The sequence below is a fragment of the Marinactinospora endophytica genome (genome assembly GCF_054780875.1).
On sequence record NZ_BAAGVM010000006.1, the window covers coordinates 32426 to 51506 of the forward strand.

The following is a 19081-nucleotide window of genomic DNA, read 5'->3' on the forward strand; positions in this document are numbered from 1 at the left end:
GTGCCCCGAGGCGTCCCGGCCCTCATCGCGTCGCGTTCCGTCGTTGACGCAGCCGCGCCGCGCCCACGAGGCGTGAGGCGGCCCTCAATCCACATCTAGGAGTCGGATGAGCAGCACGCAATCCGGCGGCGGGGCGGCACCTCCCGCCGTCGAGCTGCGCGGGATCACCAAGCGGTTTCCCGGAGTCGTGGCCAACCACGACATCAACATCACCGTCCGCCCCGGTAGCGTCCACGCGATCGTGGGCGAGAACGGCGCCGGCAAGTCGACACTGATGAAGACGCTGTACGGCATGCACCAGCCCGACGAGGGCACCGTCTCGGTGGACGGCCAGGTCGTACGGCTGCACTCGCCCTCCGACGCCATCGCGCATGGCATCGGCATGGTCCACCAGCACTTCATGCTCGCGGACAACCTCACGGTCCTGGAGAACGTCGTCTTGGGCGCCGAGCGCCTGCACGGCATCGGGGCCAGGGCGCGCGCACGCGTGCGGGAGCTGTCGGCCCAGTACGGGCTGCGCGTGGACCCCGACCGGCTCATGGAGGAACTCGGCGTCGGCGACCGTCAGCGCGTGGAGATCCTCAAGGTCCTCTACCGTGGCGCCCGCATCGTCATCCTCGACGAGCCCACCGCGGTCCTGGTCCCGCAGGAGGTCGACGAGCTCTTCGACAACCTGCGCGAGCTCAAGCGCGAGGGCCTGACCGTCATCTTCATCTCGCACAAGCTGGACGAGGTGCTCTCCGTCGCCGACACGATCACGGTGATCCGGCGCGGTACCACCGTCGCCACGGTGGACCCCTCGGGCACCACCGCCCGGGACCTGGCCTCGCTCATGGTCGGCGGGGAGCTGCCCGTTCCCGGGCTGCGCGAGTCCACGGTCACCGACGAGGTCGTGCTCGACCTGCGTGACCTGCGGGTCGAGGCCGCGGACGGCCGACCCGTGCTCCAGGACGTGTCACTGCGGATCCGCCGCGGCGAGATCGTCGGCATCGCCGGGGTCGAGGGCAACGGCCAGTCGGAGCTGATCGAGACGATCATGGGGATGCGTCCCGCGGTCTCCGGCCGCGTCGAGCTCGGCGGCACCGACATCACCGGGTGGACGACCCGGGCGATCCGGGAGGCCGGCATCGGCTACGTCCCCGAGGACCGTCACCGCCACGGTGTCCTGCTGGAGTCGCCGCTGTGGGAGAACCGCGTCCTCGGCCACCAGACCCAGCCCCCCAACTCCAAGGGCCTCCTCATCGACCGGGCCGGCGCGCGCGCCGACACCGAGCGCATCGTCGCCGAGTACGACGTGCGCACGCCGGGGATCGACGTCCTCGCCGGCGCGCTGAGCGGCGGAAACCAGCAGAAGCTGATCGTCGGCCGGGAGATGAGCCACGACCCCAAGGTCCTGGTGGCCGCGCACCCCACGCGCGGCGTCGACGTCGGCGCCCAGGCCGCCATCTGGGGCCACCTGCGGGCCGCCCGCGCCAAGGGGCTGGCCGTGCTGCTGATCTCCGCCGACCTCGACGAGCTCATCGGCATGTCCGACACCTTGCACGTGATCCTGCGCGGCAGGCTGGTCGCCGAGGCCGACCCCGCCACGGTCACCCCCGAACAGCTCGGCTCGGCGATGACCGGCGCCGGCCTGAGCAGTGACGACGAGGAACCGGGCCCTCGGGAAGACGAGGCTGAGGCATGATCACGTCCACTCCCGCCGTCGCCGCCGCGGTCACCGGCGTGGTCGGCGTCGCCGTCACGGCCCTGCTGGACCTGGGGCTCATCGCGCCCGTCGCCCTGGCGATCGGTGTGGCCGTCGCCGCGGCCTGCGCGGCGCTGCTGGGGCCCCGGGGCTCCGGCGAGGCGGCCTCGCCGCTGCACCGCCGGCTCGTCCCCCTGGTCGCCGGCGCCCTCGCGATCCTCCTGGGCCTGCTCACCGCGGTCATCGCCGACCTGTGGCTGATCGAGCCGGTCGCCTACCCGCTGGGCGCGCTGGTCGGCTCCCTTCTCGGGTTCTGGCTGCACCGCCGGCTGGGCACGCTGCTGTCGTTGGCCATCTCGGCCGTCGCCATCGCCGGCGTGCTCGCCTTCGCCCTGACCGCGCTGGTCCTGCTGGTCACCGGCGTCGACCCGGTCTACACCTTCGGGCGGATGCTGTCCTACGGCAGCCAGCCCGACAGCATCGTCACCATCATCAACACCGCCACCACCTACTACCTGTCGGCGGTCGCGGTGGCGATCGGCTTCAAGATGAAGCTGTTCAACATCGGCGTGGACGGCCAGTACCGGCTGGCCGCGCTGCTCGCCGCGGCCGTCGGTGGCGCGTGGGTGCTGCCCCCCGGCCTGCACCAGTTCGTCATCATCCTGGTCGCGGTCGCCGTGGGCGGTTTCTGGGCGGGGATCGCGGGATACCTGAAGGTGACGCGCGGCGTCTCCGAGGTGATCTCCACGATCATGCTCAACTCGATCGCGACCGGCATCACCGCCTACCTGCTCAGCACCGACCGGCTGGCCATCGAGATCGGTACGAACAACGTCGGCACGCCCCCCATCCCCGAGTCCGGCTGGATCCCCGGGATCCCCGCCGGCTTCATGGGGGCCGACCGCGAGATCTTCGGACTGAGCCTGCTGGCGGTCGCGGTGGGGGTCGGCTACTGGCTGCTGCTCAACCGCACCAGGTTCGGTTTCGACCTGCGCGCCACCGGACAGTCGGCGACCGCGGCCCAGGCCAGCGGCGTCGACGTCAAGAAGATGGTGCTGATCTCGATGGTCATCTCCGGCATGGTGGCCGGGCTGGTCGGCATGCCGCAGCTGCTCGGGGACTCCCACTACTACGCGCTGGACTTCCCCACGGGCCTCGGCTTCACCGGGATCGCGATCGCGCTGCTGGGCCGCAACCACCCGGTGGGCATCGCCTTGGCCGCCCTGTTCTGGGGATTCTTGAACCACTCGGCGCAGATCCTCGACATCGATGGCATCCCCAAGGAGATCGCGGTGGTCACCCAGGCCACGATCGTGCTGACCGTCGTGGTGGTCTACGAGATCGTCCACCGCTGGGGCCGGCGCTACGAACAGCAGCAAGTCGGTAAGGAACTCGGCCGGGTGAAGGTGGCGACGTCATGAGCCAGACCCTGGAGGTGGCGACCCCACAGGTCGCGCCGCCGCGCGCCCGCAACCGCTGGCGCATCCTCAGCATCGTCTTCGCCGCGTTCGTGGCGCTGTCGGCGGTGCGCATGTTCACCGGCCAGCCCGTGCTGACCGGTAGCGGGACGATCCAGGCCACCCTCGCCTTCGCCGTGCCGATCGGCCTGGCCGGCCTGGGCGGCCTGTGGGCCGAGCGCGCCGGTGTCGTGAACATCGGCCTTGAGGGCATGATGGTGTTCGGCACCTGGTTCGGCGCCTTCGCCGCCTACACGACCGGCAACCCGTGGGCCGGCCTGGTCGCCGGTGTCCTGGGCGGCGTGTTCGGCGGGCTCATCCACGCGGTGGCGACCGTGACGTTCGGCGTGGACCACATCGTCTCCGGCGTCGCGATCAACATCCTGGCGGTCGGCGCGATGCGCTACCTGTCGATCCTGTACTTCCAGGACGCGCCGGGCGGTGGCGCGTCGCAGTCGCCGCCGTTGCCGGGTTTCCCCCGGGTCGGCCTGCCCTTCGTCGATAGCCTGCTCGGTCCGGTCGAGGAGCGGCAGTGGTTCCTCGTCTCCGACCTGGCCGGGCTCGTCATCGGCCTGACCACGGACATGTCGGTGGTGACACTGCTGGCGATCCTGCTGGTCCCCGCGAGCTACTGGCTGCTGTGGCGGACCCCGTTCGGGTTGCGGCTGCGCTCGTGCGGGGAGAACCCCGACGCGGCGGAGTCGCTGGGGGTGCGCGTCAACGGCTACAAGTACGTCGCGGTGCTGGTGTCCGGCGGCCTGGCCGGGCTGGGCGGGGTCTTCCTGGCGATGGTGGCCTCCTCCATCTACCAGGAGGGACAGACCGGGGGCCGCGGCTACATCGGCCTGGCCGCGATGATCTTCGGCAACTGGCGGCCGGGCGGTCTGGCGATGGGCGCGGGGCTGTTCGGCTACACCGACGCGCTCCAGGTCCGCGGCTCCGGTGGCGCGGTGCACGCGCTGCTGGTGCTGATCGCGCTGGCCCTGGTGGCGGTGGCGGTGTGGCAGTGGCTGCGCGGGCGGCGGATCGTCGCCGGGGTCTCGCTCGGGTTCGCGGTCGTGTTGGGAGCCTGGTACCTGCTCACCGACACGCTGCCGCGCGAACTGGTCACCTACAGCCCGCACATCGCGACCCTGCTGGTGATGGCGCTGGCCACGCAACGCCTCCGACCACCCGCCGCGGCCGGACGGCCATGGCGGCGCGGAGGCGGATCGTGACCGGCGGGGCGGAGGTGGACTGGCCGCGGCTGCGCGCCGCGGCCACCGCGGCCATGCGACGCGCCTACGCGCCCTACTCGGGGTTTCCCGTGGGCGCCGCGGCCCTGGTCGACGATGGCCGGCTCGTATCCGGCTGCAACGTGGAGAACGCCTCCTACGGTGTGGGCCTGTGCGCCGAGTGCGGTCTGGTGTCGCAGCTGCACGCCAGCGGCGGCGGCCGGCTCGTGGCGTTCACGTGCGTGGACGGCGCCGGCAACACGCTCATGCCGTGCGGCCGGTGCCGGCAGTTGCTGTGGGAGCACGGCGGCGCGCTGCTGTTGATCGACACGCCCAAGGGCGTGGTACCGATGAGCGAGGTGCTGCCGCAGGCGTTCGGCCCCGGCGACCTCGACCGACCCCTTCAGGTACCACCGTCCCGTTGAGCCCGGGCCGGCCCCTCGGGGCCGGCCCGCGGTCGTCCGGGGGTTACAGGAGAGCGAATGGACGTCATCGACATCATCGTCGCCAAGCGCGACGGCGCCGAGCTGGCTCCCGACCAGATCGACTGGGTCGTCGGCGCCTACGCGCGCGGGGAGGTCCCCGACGAGCAGATGGCCGCCCTGTGCATGGCGATCGTGTGGCGCGGCATGACGGCGGCCGAGGTCAGCCGGTGGACCGAGGCGATGCTGCGTTCCGGCGAGCGCCTGGACTTCTCCGACCTGGGCCGGCCCACCACCGACAAGCACTCCACCGGCGGTGTCGGCGACAAGATCACCCTCGCCCTCACCCCGGCCGTCGCCGCCTGCGGGGCCGCGGTCCCCCAGTTGTCGGGGCGGGGGCTCGGCCACACCGGGGGGACGCTGGACAAGCTCGAGTCGATCCCCGGCTGGCGGGCGTCGCTGACCCCCGGGGAGATGCGCGGCGTGCTGCGCGACGTCGGCGCGGTGGTGTGCGCGGCGGGCCCCGGGCTGGCGCCCGCCGACCGCAGGCTGTACGCGCTGCGCGACGTCACCGGGACGGTCGAGTCGATCCCCCTCATCGCGAGTTCGATCATGTCGAAGAAGCTCGCCGAGGGGACCGGCGCGCTCGTGCTCGACGTCAAGGTCGGTTCCGGCGCGTTCATGCGCGACACCGCGTCGGCGCGGGAGCTCGCCCGCACCATGGTGGGGATCGGCCGCGACCACGGCGTGGGCACCGTCGCGCTGCTGACCGCGATGGAGGCCCCGTTGGGGCGGGCCGTGGGCAACGCGCTGGAGGTCGCCGAGGCGGTCGAGGTGCTGGCGGGCGGCGGCCCCGAGGACGTGGTCGAGCTGACCGTGACGCTGGCCCGCGAGATGCTGGCGGCTGCGGGCCTCCCGGGGGCCAAGGACCCGGCCGACGCGCTGCGCGACGGCTCGGCGATGGACGTGTGGCGGCGGATGGTCGCCGCCCAGGGAGGAGATCCCGACGCGCCCCTGCCGGTGGCGGCCGAACGTCGCCGGGTGATCGCCGCGGAGTCGGGGCTGCTGACCCGCCTGGACGCGCGCGCCGTGGGGCTGGCGGCCTGGAGGCTGGGGGCGGGACGGGCCCGCAAGGAGGACCCGGTCGTGCCCGGTGCCGGCGTCACCCTGCACGTCAAACCGGGCGAGGAGGTCCGCGCCGGGGCACCGTTGTTCACCCTGCACGCCGACGACCCGAGGCGTTTCGACCACGCCGCCCAGGCGCTGGAGCGGGCCTATGAGATCGACGGCGGCTACGACCCGCTGCCCCTGGTCATCGACCGGATCGACGGGTGAGTCCCGGCGCCGGGGCCGTCTCGTCCCGGCGCCGTTCGCGGCTCACCCGTCGAGCAGCCGGGACACCGCCTCGCCTATCCCGGCGAGGCGGTCGCGCCCTTCGGCGCGCGCCCGCGCGACGTCGCCGGGCGCCGGCAGGGCCACCTCCAGGTAGGCCTTGAGCTTGGGTTCGGTGCCCGAGGGGCGCAACGTGACCCGGGCGGCCACCTCACCGCCCAGCCGGTAGCGCAGCGCGTCGGTGGCCGGCAGGCCGCCGCGTCCCCGCGCGAAGTCCTCGACGGACTCCACCGGCAGGCCGTCGATGTCGTCCGGGGGTTCGGCGCGCAGCCGGCGCATCCGTTCGCCCACCCCCTCCATCCCCGCCGCGCGCAGCGACACCTGCCGGGTCAGGTGCAGGCCGTAGCGGCGCGCCTGGTCGTCGAGCAGGTCGACGAGCGTGCGGCCGCGCCGCTTCGCGCCCGCGGCGAGGGCAGCCACGGCCAGCGCGGCGCCGATGCCGTCCTTGTCGGCGACGGGGCGCCCCCCGTCGCCTCCCAGGCAGTACCCCAGCGCCTCCTCGTAGGCGAAGACCGGTCGGGCGGTGGCGTCCCCGGCGCGCACCAGCCACTTGAAACCGGTGAGCGTCTCGGCGTAGCGCACCCGGTGCGCCGCCGCGATCTTGCGCAGCAGGCCCGCCGAGACGATCGTGGTGGCGACGATCCGGTCGGGGCCGCGGGTGTGGGTCAGGACGTGTTCGGCGAGCAGCCCTCCGATCTCGTCGCCGGTGAGCAGGCCGTGGCCTGGAACCGCGACGGCGAGCCGGTCGGCGTCGGGGTCGTTGGCGACGACCAGGTCGCTGCCGTCGCGCTCGCCCGCGGCCAAGGCCAGGTCCATGGCCCCGGGTTCCTCCGGGTTGGGGAAGGCCACCGTGGGAAAGTCCGGATCGGGCTCGGCCTGTTCGCGGACCACGCGGGGCGCCGGGAAGCCCGCCCGTTCGAACGCCGCGAGCAGGGTCGCCGTGCCGACTCCGTGCAGCGCGGTGTAGGTGAGATCGATGCCGCGGTCGGGGCCGAGGGGCAGCGCGGTCACCGCGTCGAGGTAGCGCTCGACGGCCTCCTCGCCGAGAACCCGTCCGCCGTCGCCGCGCGGGAGCGCGCGCACCGCGCCGACCTCGTCGATCCGCGCGGAGATCTCGCTGTCCGCCGGGGGGACGATCTGGCTGCCGGCGTGGGGACCGGCGCCGCCGACGTAGACCTTGTAACCGTTGTCCCCGGGCGGGTTGTGGCTGGCGGTGACCATGACGCCGGCGTCGGCGGCCAGGGCGCGCACCGTGTGGGCCAGCACCGGGGTGGGCAAGGGGCGGGGCAGGGTCAGCGCGACGCACCCCGCGCCCGTGAGCACCTCCGCGGTGTCACGGGCGAACCGGGCGGAACCGTGCCGGGCGTCGTAGCCGATGACCACGGTGCGGCCGGGGCCGAGCCAGGCGGCGAGGCCGGCCGCGGCGCGCATGACCGTCACCCGGTTCATCCGGTTGGGGCCGGCCCCCAGGGCGCCCCGCAACCCGGCCGTGCCGAACTCCAGCCGGCCGGAGAAACGGTCGGCCAGCCCCGCCTCGTCGCCGGCGTCCAGCAGGGCGCGCAGCTCCGCCCGGGTCCGCGGGTCGGGGTCGTCGGCGAGCCAGGCCAGGGCCTGCTCGCGATGGTCGTCTCCCATGGGGGTGGATCGCCTTTCCGCCTTGTCCGGTTGGGACGGGACCGGCCCGCCCGGGTCACAGCCGCTCGACGATGGCGGCCAGCAGCCTTCCGACCCCGGGGGCGGCGTCGCGCCCGGTCTCCAGGACCTCCTCGTGGTCCAGCGGCCGATCGGACAGTCCGGCCGCGACGTTGGTGACCAGGGAGAGGCCGAGGACGTCGGCCCCCTGCTCCTTGGCGGCGATCGCCTCCAGCGCGGTGGACATCCCGACCAGGTCGGCGCCGAGGGCGCGCAGCATGCGGATCTCCGCGGGCGTCTCGAAGTGGGGGCCGGGCATCGCCGCGTAGACGCCCTCGGCGAGCGAGGGGTCGATGTCGCGGACGAGTGCGCGCAGCGCGGCCGAGTAGGTGTCGGTGAGATCGACGAAGGACGCTCCGCGCAACGGGGAACGGGCGGTCAGGTTGATGTGGTCGGCGATCACGACGGGACGCCCCACCCGCAGCTCCGGGCGCAGGGATCCGGCGGCGTTGGTGAGGATGACCGTCGAGGCGCCGGCCGCGGTGGCGGTGCGGACGTTGTGCACGACCGCGTCGGTGCCGTGCCCCTCGTACAGGTGGGTGCGCCCGAGGAATACCAGCAGCCGGCGTTCCCCCGCCTTGACCGCCCGGACCAACCCCGCGTGTCCCTCGACCGCGGGCGGCAGGAAGCCCGGCAGTTCGTGGACCGGGAACTCCTCGCCGGCCGCGCCCAGCTCGTCGGCCGCCGACACCCAGCCCGACCCCATGACCAGCGCGACGTCGAAGGAGTCGACCCCGGCCCGGGAGCGGAGTTCGTCGGCGGCCTTGCGCGCCACCTCATGGGGGTTGCTGCTCACAGTCGTCTCTCCTTCGCCTCGTTCACGGCGGGGCGTCGCGCCCGCGTTGGTGGCATCCTGGCGGCTGAGGACCGTCGAGGCAAAGGCGAACCGCCCGGCGGGCGCCTCCTGCCCCGGCCACGGCCCCCGATTTCACGTCCTGAGCCCGCGACGCAGCACGAATTGGGGGCCCGTGTCCTCGCTCAGGTAGCGGTAGCCCGTGTGGCCGAACCCTCCGGCGAGATAGGCGCGGATCGCCGTGTGGTTGTGCTCGTTGACGGTGAGCAGCACCTCGCCGGCCTCGGGGGCGACCTCGCGCACCAGCGGGTCCAGCGCGGCACACGCCCCACGCCCGAACCCGTGCCCCTGCCAGCGCGAGTCGATGTAGAAGGCCCGCAACAACACGGTGCGGGAGGGGTCCGCGACGACCTCCGCGGGCGCGCCGCGGCGGTCGATGATGCCGAAGCCGACCGCGGTCCCCTCGGCGACCACCGCGAAGGGGATCCGCTGGGAGTCGGCGTCGGCGCGGGGCAGGGTGTTGACCGCGAGGTCGCTGAAGCGGTGCTGTCCGGGGGCGAGCCGGTGTTTGAGCACGGCCGCCCGCAGGTTTCCGGTACGCGGGTCGTCGCCGTCCAGGCGTACCAGTTCCACGTCCGCGGGGCCGACCGTCACGGTCGGCGCACCGATGCTCCTGCTGTCGGTCATGTCCGTCCTCGCCGTCGTCCGCTCCCCGCGCCGATCCGGCGCGGGGACTCCACGAACCGGTGTATTCCACGCCGATGGAAAACACAAGGGACGTACGGCTCTCCTGGTCAGACGCCGATGGGGTGCCAGACGGTCTTGGTCTCCAGGAAGCGCGTCATCCGCTCGATCGGGGGTTTCGCGGCCCAGTCGGGTGCCGGCCGGGGACGCATGACCCGTTTGAGCGTCGCCGCCGCGCTTTGCTCCAGCTCCGCGGCGAGCCCGCCCGCCCCGGTCAGGTCGAGTCCGTTGACGTCGGCGTGTGCGGCCAGCGTCGGGGCGAGCTCGGCGGTGCGCCCGGTGAGGATGTTGACGACCCCGCCGGGCAGGTCGGAGGTCGCCAGCACCTCGGCGAGGGTGATGGCGGGGAGCGGCCGCTCCTCGCTGGCGACGACGACCGCGGTGTTGCCGGTGGCGATCACCGGGGCGACGACCGAGACGAACCCCAGCAGCGGGTCGTCCTGGGGCGCGAGGACCGCGACCACCCCGCTCGGCTCGGGCGTGGACAGGTTGAAGTAGGGGCCCGAGACCGGGTTGGCGGCCCCGGCCACCTGGGCGATCTTGTCGCTCCATCCGGCGTAGTGGACCCAACGGTCCACGGCGGCGTCGACCGCCGTCTCGGCGGAGCGCCGGTCGCCGCCGGTGGCCGCCGCGACCTCGTCGACGAACTGGGCGCGGCGCCCCTCCAGCATCTCGGCGACCCGGTAGAGGATCTGTCCCCGGTTGTAGGCGGTACGCCCGACCCAGCCCGCGAACGCCGCCCGCGCGGCGACAACCGCGTCGCGGGCGTCCTTGCGGGAGGCCAGCGCGGCGTTGGCGAGGTGACGGCCGTCAGGGGATGTCACGGGATAGGACCTGCCCGATTCCGAGCGCGGGAACGCGCCCTTGACGTAGAGCTTGTAGGTCTTGCGCACCACCAGGCGGGCCGGTTGCGCGGCCGGCTCCCGAACGGCCCGCGCCCGTCCCCGCGTCTTGTCGTCCTTACCCATCGAGGTAGGCCTCCAGCCCGTGTCGCCCGCCCTCACGGCCGTAGCCGGATTCCTTGTAGCCGCCGAAGGGGCTCGCGGGGTCGAACTTGTTGAACGTGTTGGACCAGACCACGCCGGCGCGCAGCCGGTTCGCGGTCCACAGCATCCGGGACCCCTTCTCCGTCCACACCCCCGCCGACAGGCCGTAGGGCGTGTTGTTGGCCTTGAGCACCGCCTCCTCGGGGGTGCGGAAGGTCAGGACGGACAGGACCGGACCGAAGATCTCCTCGCGCGCGACACGGTGTGCCTGGCTGACGCCGGTGAACACGGTCGGCGCGAACCAGTAGCCGCGTTCGGGCAGGTCGCAGGCAGGGGACCAGGCGGTGGCCCCCTCCTGCTCGCCGGTGGCGGCGAGGTCGCGGATGCGGGCCAGCTGCGCGGCGGAGTTGATGGCGCCGACGTCGGTGTTCTTGTCCAGCGGGTCGCCCACGCGCAACCGCTCGATGCGGGCGCGCAGCCGGGGCAGGAACTCCTCGGCGACGGACTCCTGCACCAGCAGGCGCGATCCGGCGCAGCAGACGTGGCCCTGGTTGAAGAAGATCCCGGTGACCACGCCCTCGACGGCCTGGTCGATGGCCGCGTCGTCGTAGACGATGTTGGCGCCCTTGCCGCCGAGTTCCAGGGTGAGCCGGCGGTCCGTTCCGGCGACGGTCCGGGCGATCTCACGGCCGACCGCGGTGGACCCGGTGAAGGCGACCTTGTCGGTGCCCGGGTGGGCCACGAGCGCGCGCCCGGTCGAGGCCGCGCCGGTCACGATGTTGACGACCCCGGGCGGCAGGCCCGCCTCCTGGCAGATCTCCGCGAAGAGCAGCGCGGTCAGCGGGGTGGTCTCGGCGGGTTTGAGGACGACGGTGTTGCCGGTGGCCAGCGCCGGGGCGATCTTCCAGGCCAGCATGAGCAGCGGGAAGTTCCACGGGATGACCTGGGCCGCCACGCCCAACGGCCGCGGCGCGGGCCCCAGCCCCGCGTGCTCCAGCTTGTCGGCCCAGCCGGCGTGGTAGAAGAAGTGCGCCGCCGCCAGGGGGATGTCGACGTCGCGCGTCTCCTTGATGGGTTTACCGTTGTCCAACGTCTCCAGCACGGCGAGCTCGCGGGCCCGCTCCTGGATGATGCGGCTGATGCGGAACAGGTATTTGCCCCGCTCGGCCCCCGGCATCGGGCCCCACACCTCCTCGAAGGCGCGACGGGCGGCGCGGACCGCGCGGTCGATGTCGGCCTCGGAGGCGACCGCGACCTCGGCCAGGGGCTCCTCGTCGGCCGGGTTGAGGGTGGTGATGCGTTCCTCGCCGGAGGCCGGGGTGAACTCACCGTCGATGAACAGGTCGTAGGAGGACCTGAGGGAGACGACGGCGCGTGACTCCGGCGCGGGCGCGTACTCGAAGATCTCGTCCGCCATCGCCTAGTCCAGGGTGTAGTAGTCGGGTCCGGCGTAGACGCCGGTGGACAGCTTGGCCCGCTGCATGAGCAGGTCGTTGAGGAGGCTGGAGGCGCCCAACCGGAACAGCGCCGGATCCAGCCACGCGGCCCCCGCGACCTCGTTGACCAGGACCAGGTAGCGGATGGCGTCCTTGGTGGTGCGGATGCCCCCGGCCGGTTTGACCCCGACCCTGCGGCCGGTGAGCGCGTGGAAGTCGCGGACGGCCTCCAGCATGACCAGGGTGACCGGCGGGGTGGCGGCCGGGGAGACCTTGCCGGTGGAGGTCTTGATGAAGTCGGCGCCCGCGTGCATGGCCAGCCAGGAGGCGCGGCGCACGTTGTCGTAGGTGACGAGCTCCCCGGTCTCCAGGATGACCTTGAGGTGGGCGCCGGCGCAGGCGTCCTTGACCGCGACGATCTGGTCGAAGACGGCGCGGTAGTCGCCGGCGAGGAAGGCGCCGCGGTCGATGACCATGTCGATCTCGGAGGCGCCGTCGGCGACCGCGCGGCGGGTGTCGGACAGTTTGGCCGCCAAGGGGGAGCGCCCGGAGGGGAACGCGGTGGCCACCGACGCCACCGCGACCCCGGTGTCGGCGAGCGCCTCGACGGCGACCGCGACCAGGTCGGGGTAGACGCACACGGCGGCGACCGGGGGAACCGACCGGTCCGCGGGGTCGGGGTGGGCGGCCTTGACCGCCAGCGAGCGGACCTTGCCGGGCGTGTCGGCGCCCTCCAGGGTGGTCAGGTCGACCATGCGGATGGCGAGGTCGATGGCCTGGGCCTTGGCGGTCGTCTTGACCGACCGCGTGGCGAGCTGGGCGGCGCGCTCGCGGGCGCCCACCTCGTCGACCCCGGGGAGTCCATGCAAATAGGCCCGCAGCGACGTGTTGGACGCCGCGATGTCGGGCGCGGGTGTGGTGCTGGGCACGGCCACCTCGATCGTTCGGCTTCTCAGCAGCGACCACCCTAACCCGCGCCGGTCTCCTCCGGCCCGCCGGCGTCGCCGACGCCGCGCCTCCCACGCCCCGGAGGAGGACCTAGGCTGGGACGAAGGTGCCACGAGGGTGAGGAGGGGCCATGGCGGAGTTGCGGATCTCGTCGCACGACGGTCTCGATCTGCGCAGGCTCGCGACGGCGTTGGCCGAGTCGCAGGGCTGGCCCCGCGACCGCGTGGGCATCTGGGACAACCGCGACGGCAGCGTCGTCCTGACCGTCGACGACGCGCTGCTCCAGACGGCCGAACCCGACCCGCTGAACACCCCGGTGCACACGCGCAGCGACGTGCACCGCGCCTGTGAGCTGCTGCGCCGACGCGACACCTCGCTGCGGGGCGTCGACTTCGGCCGGATGCGCGCCGAGGCGGCCCGCTTCTTCTCGGCCGGCTGGACGATCGCCGATCTGCTGCACGCGCTCAGCCATCGCCCCGACGGGCAGCCCTGGCCGCGCGGCGAGGGCTACCAGGGCGAGGAGTGGCTGGAGCACCGGTTGCGCAACTGGAAGACGCCGACCGGAGACATCCGGCCGTCGGTGTCGCAGGAGAGCGCGCAGCTGCGGATCGTGGGCCGTGTCGGGCTGCCGGAGGACCTCGGCCTCCCCGACGACCAGCCGCGGACGCGCCAGGCCGCCCGGCCCGAGGTGGCGCGCGCGGCCGCCGACGACGCCCGCCGGCTGATGCGCGCCCACACCCGCACGACCAGCAACGCGCTGGAGCATCGCGAACGCACCGCGGCCCGCATCACCCGGGCCGACCCGTCCCCGTCCGCCGGCTGACCCGGCCGTCGGCGGGCACCTCAACCGAACAGGTCGACGAGGGCCGCGAGTCCGGTGACCCGTCGGAAGCGGTCGTCCTCCTCGGGCAGGTCGTCGTGTCCGCCGGTGGCCGGTGCCACGAGGACCGCCCCCATCCCGGCCGCCAGCGCGGGCCAGACGTCGGTCTGCGCGGTGTCGCCGACCACCCAGGTGTCGGCGGGGTCGAGGTGGTGGCCCTGCGCGAAGGCCAGGTAGGTGGCGGGGTCCTTCTGGCGGACGTTGCCGATTCCGGCGAACATCGGGGCGAGCCCCGAGGCCTCGATCTTCGCGCCCTGCTCGGCCGGGGCGCCCTGGGCCAGGAGGAACAGCCGGTTGTCCGCGGCCAGCGCGGTCAGCGTCGGCGAGGCGTCGGCGACGAGGCGAAGCGCGCGGTCGCGGACGGGCGCGCAGGTCCGTTCCAGGGCGATGCGGTCGGCCTCGGTGGGCGCCGAGTCCGGGCGTAGACGGGCCAGGCAGTCGGTGAGGCTACGCTCGAAGACCCCGGCGCGGTAGCCGTGCGTGGCGGAGTTGAGGCGCTGGGCCTCGTCGAGGATCTCGCGCACCTGCCCGGGAGAGAGCCCCGGCCGGACGAGGTGGCGGACGAAGAGGTCGATTCCCCGGGCGAAGGTCTCCCCCTCCCGCCACAGGGTGCCGTCCGCGTCGAAGATCAGGTTGCGCCGTCCCACGCCGCTCCTCCTCAGCCGTGCCTGCGGGCGCCCCCATCATCCCCGGCGCATCCGGGGGAAAACCGGTCTTCGGTGACCGGGGAGGGGACGAACGGCCCGGTCCGGGAGCCGGGGTCCCGGCCCGGGCGCGTCTCAGGCGGGAACCGACGCCACGTCGCGGTCCCACACGCGGTGGCGGGCCAGCAGGGAGGCGAAGGTCTCGTGGAACTCCCTGTCGTCGCCGTTGCGGTGGGTGACGACCCCCTGGTCGGTGACGATGCCGTCGCCTCCGCCGGCGAGCCGCAGTTCCGGCAGTGGCAGCCTGGCGATCACGTCCACGCCCGCGCCCATCGCCGCGATCGGTTTGGCGTGCTTGAACGCCTCGATCACGTAGAACTTCGCCAGCCCGTCGGCGGCCAGCGCCGCGGCGCCCTCCACTCCCCCGGGCACGACGACCGCGTCGTAGAGCACCGACGCCATGGTGTTGATGGCGTGGTCGACCTCCAGCGTCCCGCCGTCGCTGGTGGTCACCGTGCCCTCGGTGGGTGCCAGCACTTCGACGGTCGCGCCCTTGGCGGCCATCGCCTCGCGCAGGGCGGTGACGCCCTTGGCGTCGACACCGTCGGCCGCGAGGAGGGCGATCTTGCGGGTGCTGATGGTGTCCATGGCCGTGTTGGCCTGGCTGAGCGCGGGCGAGGAGGCCCCGTGGTTGGGTTTGACCTCGCGCTCGGGCGGCGTGACACCGATGCCCTTGGCGATGCGCACGGCCATCTCGTGGTCGACGTTGTTGAGGTTGGCGACGACCCGCTCCCGGACCGACTTCTCGTCGCACTTGTTCAGCTCGAACTGGAAGGCGGCGATCATGTGCTCCCGTTCCCAGTCGGCGAGGCTGTTGTAGAACAGCGTGGCCTGCGAGTAGTGGTCCTGGAAGCTGTCACTGCGCTTGCGGATCTTGTGCCCGTCGACCCGCTCCTGGTAGTGCCGGAAAAGCCCCTCGGTGTCATCGGAGATGTAGGGGCAGCCGCCGCCCAGGGAGTTGGGGAAGTAGTTGGTGCGCCCGCGGTGGACGCGGCGCTGGTTGTAGCCGTCACGCTGGTTGTTGGAGACCTCGGCGAGCGGACGGTTGACCGGGATCTGCTGGAAGTTCGGCCCGCCCAGGCGGATGAGCTGGGTGTCGAGGTAGGAGAAGTTGCGGGCCTGCAACAGCGGGTCGTTGGTGAAGTCGATCCCGGGGACGATGTTGCCCGTGCAGAACGCGACCTGCTCGGTCTCGGCGAAGAAGTTGTCGGGGTTACGGTTGAGCACCATCTTGCCGATGGGCGTGACCGGAACCCGCTCCTCGGGGATGATCTTCGTGGCGTCGAGCAGGTCGAAGTCAAAGGCGAACTCGTCGCTTTCAGGCACGATCTGCACGCCCAGCTCGAACTCGGGGTAGTCGCCCTTCTCGATCGCCTCCCACAGGTCACGGCGGTTGTAGTCGGGGTCCTTGCCCGCGATCTTCTGGGTCTCGTCCCAGACCAGGGAGTGCGTGCCCAGCTTCGGCTTCCAGTGGAACTTCACGAAGGTGCCCACACCGTCGGCGTTGACGAAGCGGAAGGTGTGGACGCCGAACCCCTGCATCATCCGGTAGCTGCGCGGCAGCGCCCGGTCCGACATCACCCACATCATCATGTGCGTGGTCTCGGGTTGGAGTCCCACGAAGTCCCACAGGTTGTCGTGGGCCGACTGGGCCTGAGGGATCTCGTTGTGCGGTTCCGGCTTGACCGCGTGCACGAAGTCGGGGAACTTGATGCCGTCCTGGATGAAGAACACCGGGATGTTGTTGCCCACCAGGTCGAAGTTGCCGTGCCGGGTGTAGAACTTCGTGGCGAAGCCCCGGACATCGCGAACGGTGTCGGCGGAGCCGCGGAAACCGGCGACCGTGGAGAAGCGGACGAAGACCGGTGTGCGCTGCGAGGGGTCGCTGAGGAAGTCGGCGCAGGTGTAGCGGGACATGGACTCATAGGGCTGGAAGTAGCCGTAGGCTCCGGAACCACGGGCGTGCACGACCCGCTCGGGGATGCGCTCGTGGTCGAAGTGGGTGATCTTCTCGCGGAGGTGGAAGTCCTCCAGGATGGTCGGTCCCCGTTCCCCGGCCTTCAGCGAGTTGTCGGTGTCCTCCACCCGGACACCGGTCTCGGTGGTGAGAGGGCCGCTGGAGTCGGTGCGGTACCGCTCCAGCTGCTGGTCCTTCTCGTCGCGTGCGGGATCGGTCTTGCGCTGCGCGTCGGGCATGGTGCCACCTCGTGGTGTGGGGTTGTCGTTCCGCCCGCTACGTCTGACCGATTCACCGCGAAGCGAACCATCCTCCTGTTACCGGCTTCCGTAGTTTTTTCTTGACTTTCCCCAGGTCACGGACAGGGTGCGGCCACGCCGTTCGCGCCGCGCGGCCACGCCCCGGGCCACGGCCGATGCGGACCGCGCCCCCGAACGGGCATTCGCCGGCCAGACGTCGCCGCCCGCGCTCTCGGGACGGTGGCCTCCCCCTGTGGGTCGAGGCGGTCCCCGCCGGATCGCCGTGGCGGCGGCGCCCCGGCGGAACACGCTCCCCGTACCGGTGACCGCTGGATCCGCCGGGCATCGGCCCCCACCAGGACCACGACGGCGGGACAGACGGGACAGAACTGTCAGCGGCCGACCATTGACAGCCCATGCCCCGCTGGTCGACGCAGGTGTATTCTCGCCGCCAAGAAGGCGAACGGGAGGTGACGGCGGTGACGACCCTGACGGAACCTCCCGCCCGTGCCGGTCTACGCGAGCGCAAGAAGGCCATGACCCGTGACGCGCTGATCGACGCGGCCCTGCGCCTGTTCGCCGAGCGCGGCTTCGACGCGACCACCACCGAGGAGGTCGCCGCCTCCGTCAACGTCTCCCAACGCACCTTCTTCCGCTACTTCGCCGGTAAGGAGGACGTCGTCCTCGCCGTGGACGCGGAGACCGCCGAGACCATGCACGCCAAGCTCGCCGGGCGCCCCGCCGAAGAGCACCCCTTCACCGCCCTGCGCGGGGCGTTCCTGGAGACCTGGGGCGAGATGGACGAGCCGGCCCTCCACCGGCACTCGGTGGCCGGACGGCTGATCGGCTCCTGTCCCCAGCTCCTGGCCGCCCACCTGCGTCAGGTCAACGAACACCAGGATCGCGCCGCCGAGGCGATCGCCCGGCGCACCGGTGTGGACCCGCGGATCGACCCGCGTCCACGGCTGGTGGCCGCCGCGTTCGCCTCCATGGCCCGTCTGGCCCACAGCATGTGGTGCGAGACCGGATGCGGGGACGTCTCCGACCTCCTCCGCATCTTTGAGCGGTGCTTCGACCACCTCGGTGCGACGATCACCGAACCGTGGCGGGACCTCGAAGCGATGGTGTGACCGGCACCGTGGCCGCCGGCGCGGGGTGAGGGCGCCGACGGATCACCGCCCCTCCCCTTGCGCGGTCGGGGGGTCGGCGGCCAGACCGATCGAGCGGGCCAGCCGTTCCTGAACGAACCGGAGCTCCTCCAGCAGCCGCGCGGCGTCCACCAGCAGGATCCCGTAGGCGTGGGAGATCTCCGCCGGGTCCAGGGACGTGCGCCGCACCGTGGCCGCGAGCCGGTCATAGCCCTCCCCCGCGGTGTCGAGATGCTCGCGCAGCCGGTCCACCTGCTCGGCCAGGCGCTGCCCGGTCAGCTCCGTCAGCTCCTGCGTCGCGCCGCCGATCCCCTCCAGGAAGTCGCCGTACTCGGCCAGGAAGTCCGGGTAGGGCTGGTCCTCGGCCGCGGTGCCGGTGGCGTAGTACAGTCCGCGCGTCAGTGAGGTGAGCTGCTCGGTGATCCGCCCCAGGGCCTCCACGACGTCGCGGTAACCGTGGAAGGAGGCGCCCCGGTGGCGCTGCAACAACCGCCGCGGGTTGAACCGGACACTCTCCTGGGCCCCCTCCACCGCCGCGAGCGCCTGCGGCACCAGGCCCTCGATCCGCCGCGCCCGGCGCCACCAGTCGCCCGTGCGGTCCTCACCGGGGACCCCCTCGCGCAGCCCCGGCGCCATGTCCCCGAGCAGGTCGTCCATTGCCCGGGCCAGGGTGGTGATCCCGTACTCGGCGCTGCGGTAGCGCATGGGCGGGAGCACCAGCAGGTTCACCGCGACGCCCAGGCCGCAGCCGACGAGCACCAGCACCACGATCTCCGTCAACCGGGTCACCTGGTCGTAGGTGGTGGTGACGGTCGCAAACGACGAGTAGGCGAAGAACGCCGCCGTGGCCACCTGGGGCCCCTGCGGGCCGAGGCGGCGCCACCTGCTGATCGTCAGCGCCACGAGCGCGACCAGGGTGAAGGTCCACAGGTGGGTGCCGAGCAGAAATCCCAGCACCGCCTGGACGACGACCCCGAGCGTGACCGCCAGGACGTAGCGCAGCGACTGCACCACCGACTGGTAGACCGTCACCTGCACCATGAGCACGGCCGAGAAGGGCGCGAACGCCGGGGAGTCCGCCTTCACCACGGTGTCGGCGATCACCCAGGCCACGCAGGCGGCCAGGGCGCACTTGAGCACGATCAGGACCGTCTCGCGTTCGTGTCCGCCGTATCCCCGCGCCCGCCTGAACCTCGCGAAGAGCCGTCCGATCCGGCTCTCGTCCCGCTCCGGCGTCCCGTCGTCGTGCCGCTGCGCCACCGGCTTCCCCGCCCCAGATCCACCGTCCCCGTTCACCTGCCCTCTTTCGCTTCCCCCTCCCGACTCGGGCATGCACGGTCTTGTCGGCGGCGCCGCGAAGGCGTATACATCCTCATTACGTGAAC

At 72.4% G+C, this 19081-nt stretch carries 16 protein-coding genes; 7 read left to right on the forward strand and 9 right to left on the reverse strand.

Annotation, left to right across the window (positions count from 1 at the left end; all coding sequences use genetic code 11):
- The first annotated feature begins 106 nt into the window (after positions 1 to 106).
- From ACYVHU_RS13090 to ACYVHU_RS13110, 5 genes are read left to right on the forward strand one after another with little or no spacing between them, the layout of a single operon-like run.
- Entirely contained in the window at positions 107 to 1684 is a 1578-nt protein-coding gene (locus ACYVHU_RS13090; protein WP_078762111.1) for an ABC transporter ATP-binding protein, read from the forward strand.
- Positions 1681 to 3105: an ABC transporter permease gene (locus ACYVHU_RS13095; RefSeq protein ID WP_078762112.1), complete on the forward strand. Its 1425-nt coding sequence runs from the start codon at positions 1681 to 1683 to the stop codon at positions 3103 to 3105. The genes ACYVHU_RS13090 and ACYVHU_RS13095 overlap by 4 nt, the downstream gene beginning before the upstream one ends.
- Complete coding sequence (locus ACYVHU_RS13100) at positions 3102 to 4358, forward strand: ABC transporter permease (RefSeq protein ID WP_078762113.1); 1257 nt, start codon at positions 3102 to 3104, stop codon at positions 4356 to 4358. Before ACYVHU_RS13095 ends, ACYVHU_RS13100 begins: the two co-directional genes overlap by 4 nt.
- Positions 4334 to 4780 carry a cytidine deaminase gene (locus ACYVHU_RS13105; protein WP_432939230.1) on the forward strand — a complete coding sequence of 149 codons (447 nt, stop codon included), beginning with the start codon at positions 4334 to 4336 and terminating at the stop codon, positions 4778 to 4780. Before ACYVHU_RS13100 ends, ACYVHU_RS13105 begins: the two co-directional genes overlap by 25 nt.
- A 57-nt stretch (positions 4781 to 4837) precedes the next feature.
- A complete protein-coding gene (locus ACYVHU_RS13110; protein ID WP_498948619.1) occupies positions 4838 to 6112 on the forward strand; it encodes a thymidine phosphorylase in 1275 nt (424 codons plus the stop codon).
- Between the two features lie 42 nt (positions 6113 to 6154).
- Here ACYVHU_RS13110 and ACYVHU_RS13115 read toward each other — a convergent pair whose 3' ends face one another.
- The 6 genes from ACYVHU_RS13115 to deoC form a co-directional block, all read right to left on the reverse strand.
- Entirely contained in the window at positions 6155 to 7804 is a 1650-nt protein-coding gene (locus tag ACYVHU_RS13115; RefSeq protein WP_498948620.1) for a phospho-sugar mutase, read from the reverse strand.
- Between the two features lie 55 nt (positions 7805 to 7859).
- Positions 7860 to 8657 (reverse strand): purine-nucleoside phosphorylase, encoded by a 798-nt coding sequence (locus tag ACYVHU_RS13120; RefSeq protein ID WP_078762117.1) that lies wholly within the window; start codon positions 8655 to 8657, stop codon positions 7860 to 7862.
- Between the two features lie 132 nt (positions 8658 to 8789).
- On the reverse strand, positions 8790 to 9341 hold the full coding sequence (locus tag ACYVHU_RS13125; protein ID WP_078762118.1) for a GNAT family N-acetyltransferase: 552 nt from the start codon (positions 9339 to 9341) through the stop codon (positions 8790 to 8792).
- 107 nt (positions 9342 to 9448) lie between these two features.
- Complete coding sequence (locus tag ACYVHU_RS13130) at positions 9449 to 10366, reverse strand: aldehyde dehydrogenase family protein (protein ID WP_078762119.1); 918 nt, start codon at positions 10364 to 10366, stop codon at positions 9449 to 9451.
- The gene (locus tag ACYVHU_RS13135) at positions 10359 to 11801 is read right to left on the reverse strand and encodes an aldehyde dehydrogenase family protein (RefSeq protein WP_078762120.1); all 1443 of its coding nucleotides are present in this window, start codon (positions 11799 to 11801) and stop codon (positions 10359 to 10361) included. Before ACYVHU_RS13135 ends, ACYVHU_RS13130 begins: the two co-directional genes overlap by 8 nt.
- Before the next feature lie 3 nt (positions 11802 to 11804).
- Positions 11805 to 12749 (reverse strand): deoxyribose-phosphate aldolase, encoded by a 945-nt coding sequence (gene deoC / locus ACYVHU_RS13140; protein WP_078762343.1) that lies wholly within the window; start codon positions 12747 to 12749, stop codon positions 11805 to 11807.
- Between the two features lie 149 nt (positions 12750 to 12898).
- On the opposite strand from deoC, the gene ACYVHU_RS13145 reads away from it, so the two are divergent.
- On the forward strand, positions 12899 to 13591 hold the full coding sequence (locus tag ACYVHU_RS13145) for a hypothetical protein (RefSeq protein ID WP_078762121.1): 693 nt from the start codon (positions 12899 to 12901) through the stop codon (positions 13589 to 13591).
- A 20-nt stretch (positions 13592 to 13611) separates the two neighbouring features.
- Here ACYVHU_RS13145 and ACYVHU_RS13150 read toward each other — a convergent pair whose 3' ends face one another.
- Positions 13612 to 14295: an HAD family hydrolase gene (locus ACYVHU_RS13150; protein ID WP_078762122.1), complete on the reverse strand. Its 684-nt coding sequence runs from the start codon at positions 14293 to 14295 to the stop codon at positions 13612 to 13614.
- Positions 14296 to 14427: 132 nt separating this feature from the next.
- On the reverse strand, positions 14428 to 16548 hold the full coding sequence (locus tag ACYVHU_RS13155; RefSeq protein WP_078762123.1) for a catalase: 2121 nt from the start codon (positions 16546 to 16548) through the stop codon (positions 14428 to 14430).
- 479 nt (positions 16549 to 17027) lie between these two features.
- Here ACYVHU_RS13155 and ACYVHU_RS13160 point away from each other — a divergent pair, with 479 nt between their 5' ends.
- Positions 17028 to 17678, forward strand: coding sequence for a TetR family transcriptional regulator (locus ACYVHU_RS13160; RefSeq protein ID WP_159457267.1), 651 nt, complete (start codon positions 17028 to 17030; stop codon positions 17676 to 17678).
- Positions 17679 to 17720: 42 nt separating this feature from the next.
- Here ACYVHU_RS13160 and ACYVHU_RS13165 read toward each other — a convergent pair whose 3' ends face one another.
- Positions 17721 to 18956, reverse strand: a complete 1236-nt coding sequence (locus ACYVHU_RS13165) for an FUSC family protein (RefSeq protein WP_200813642.1) — start codon at positions 18954 to 18956, stop codon at positions 17721 to 17723.
- Positions 18957 to 19081: the final 125 nt, after the last annotated feature.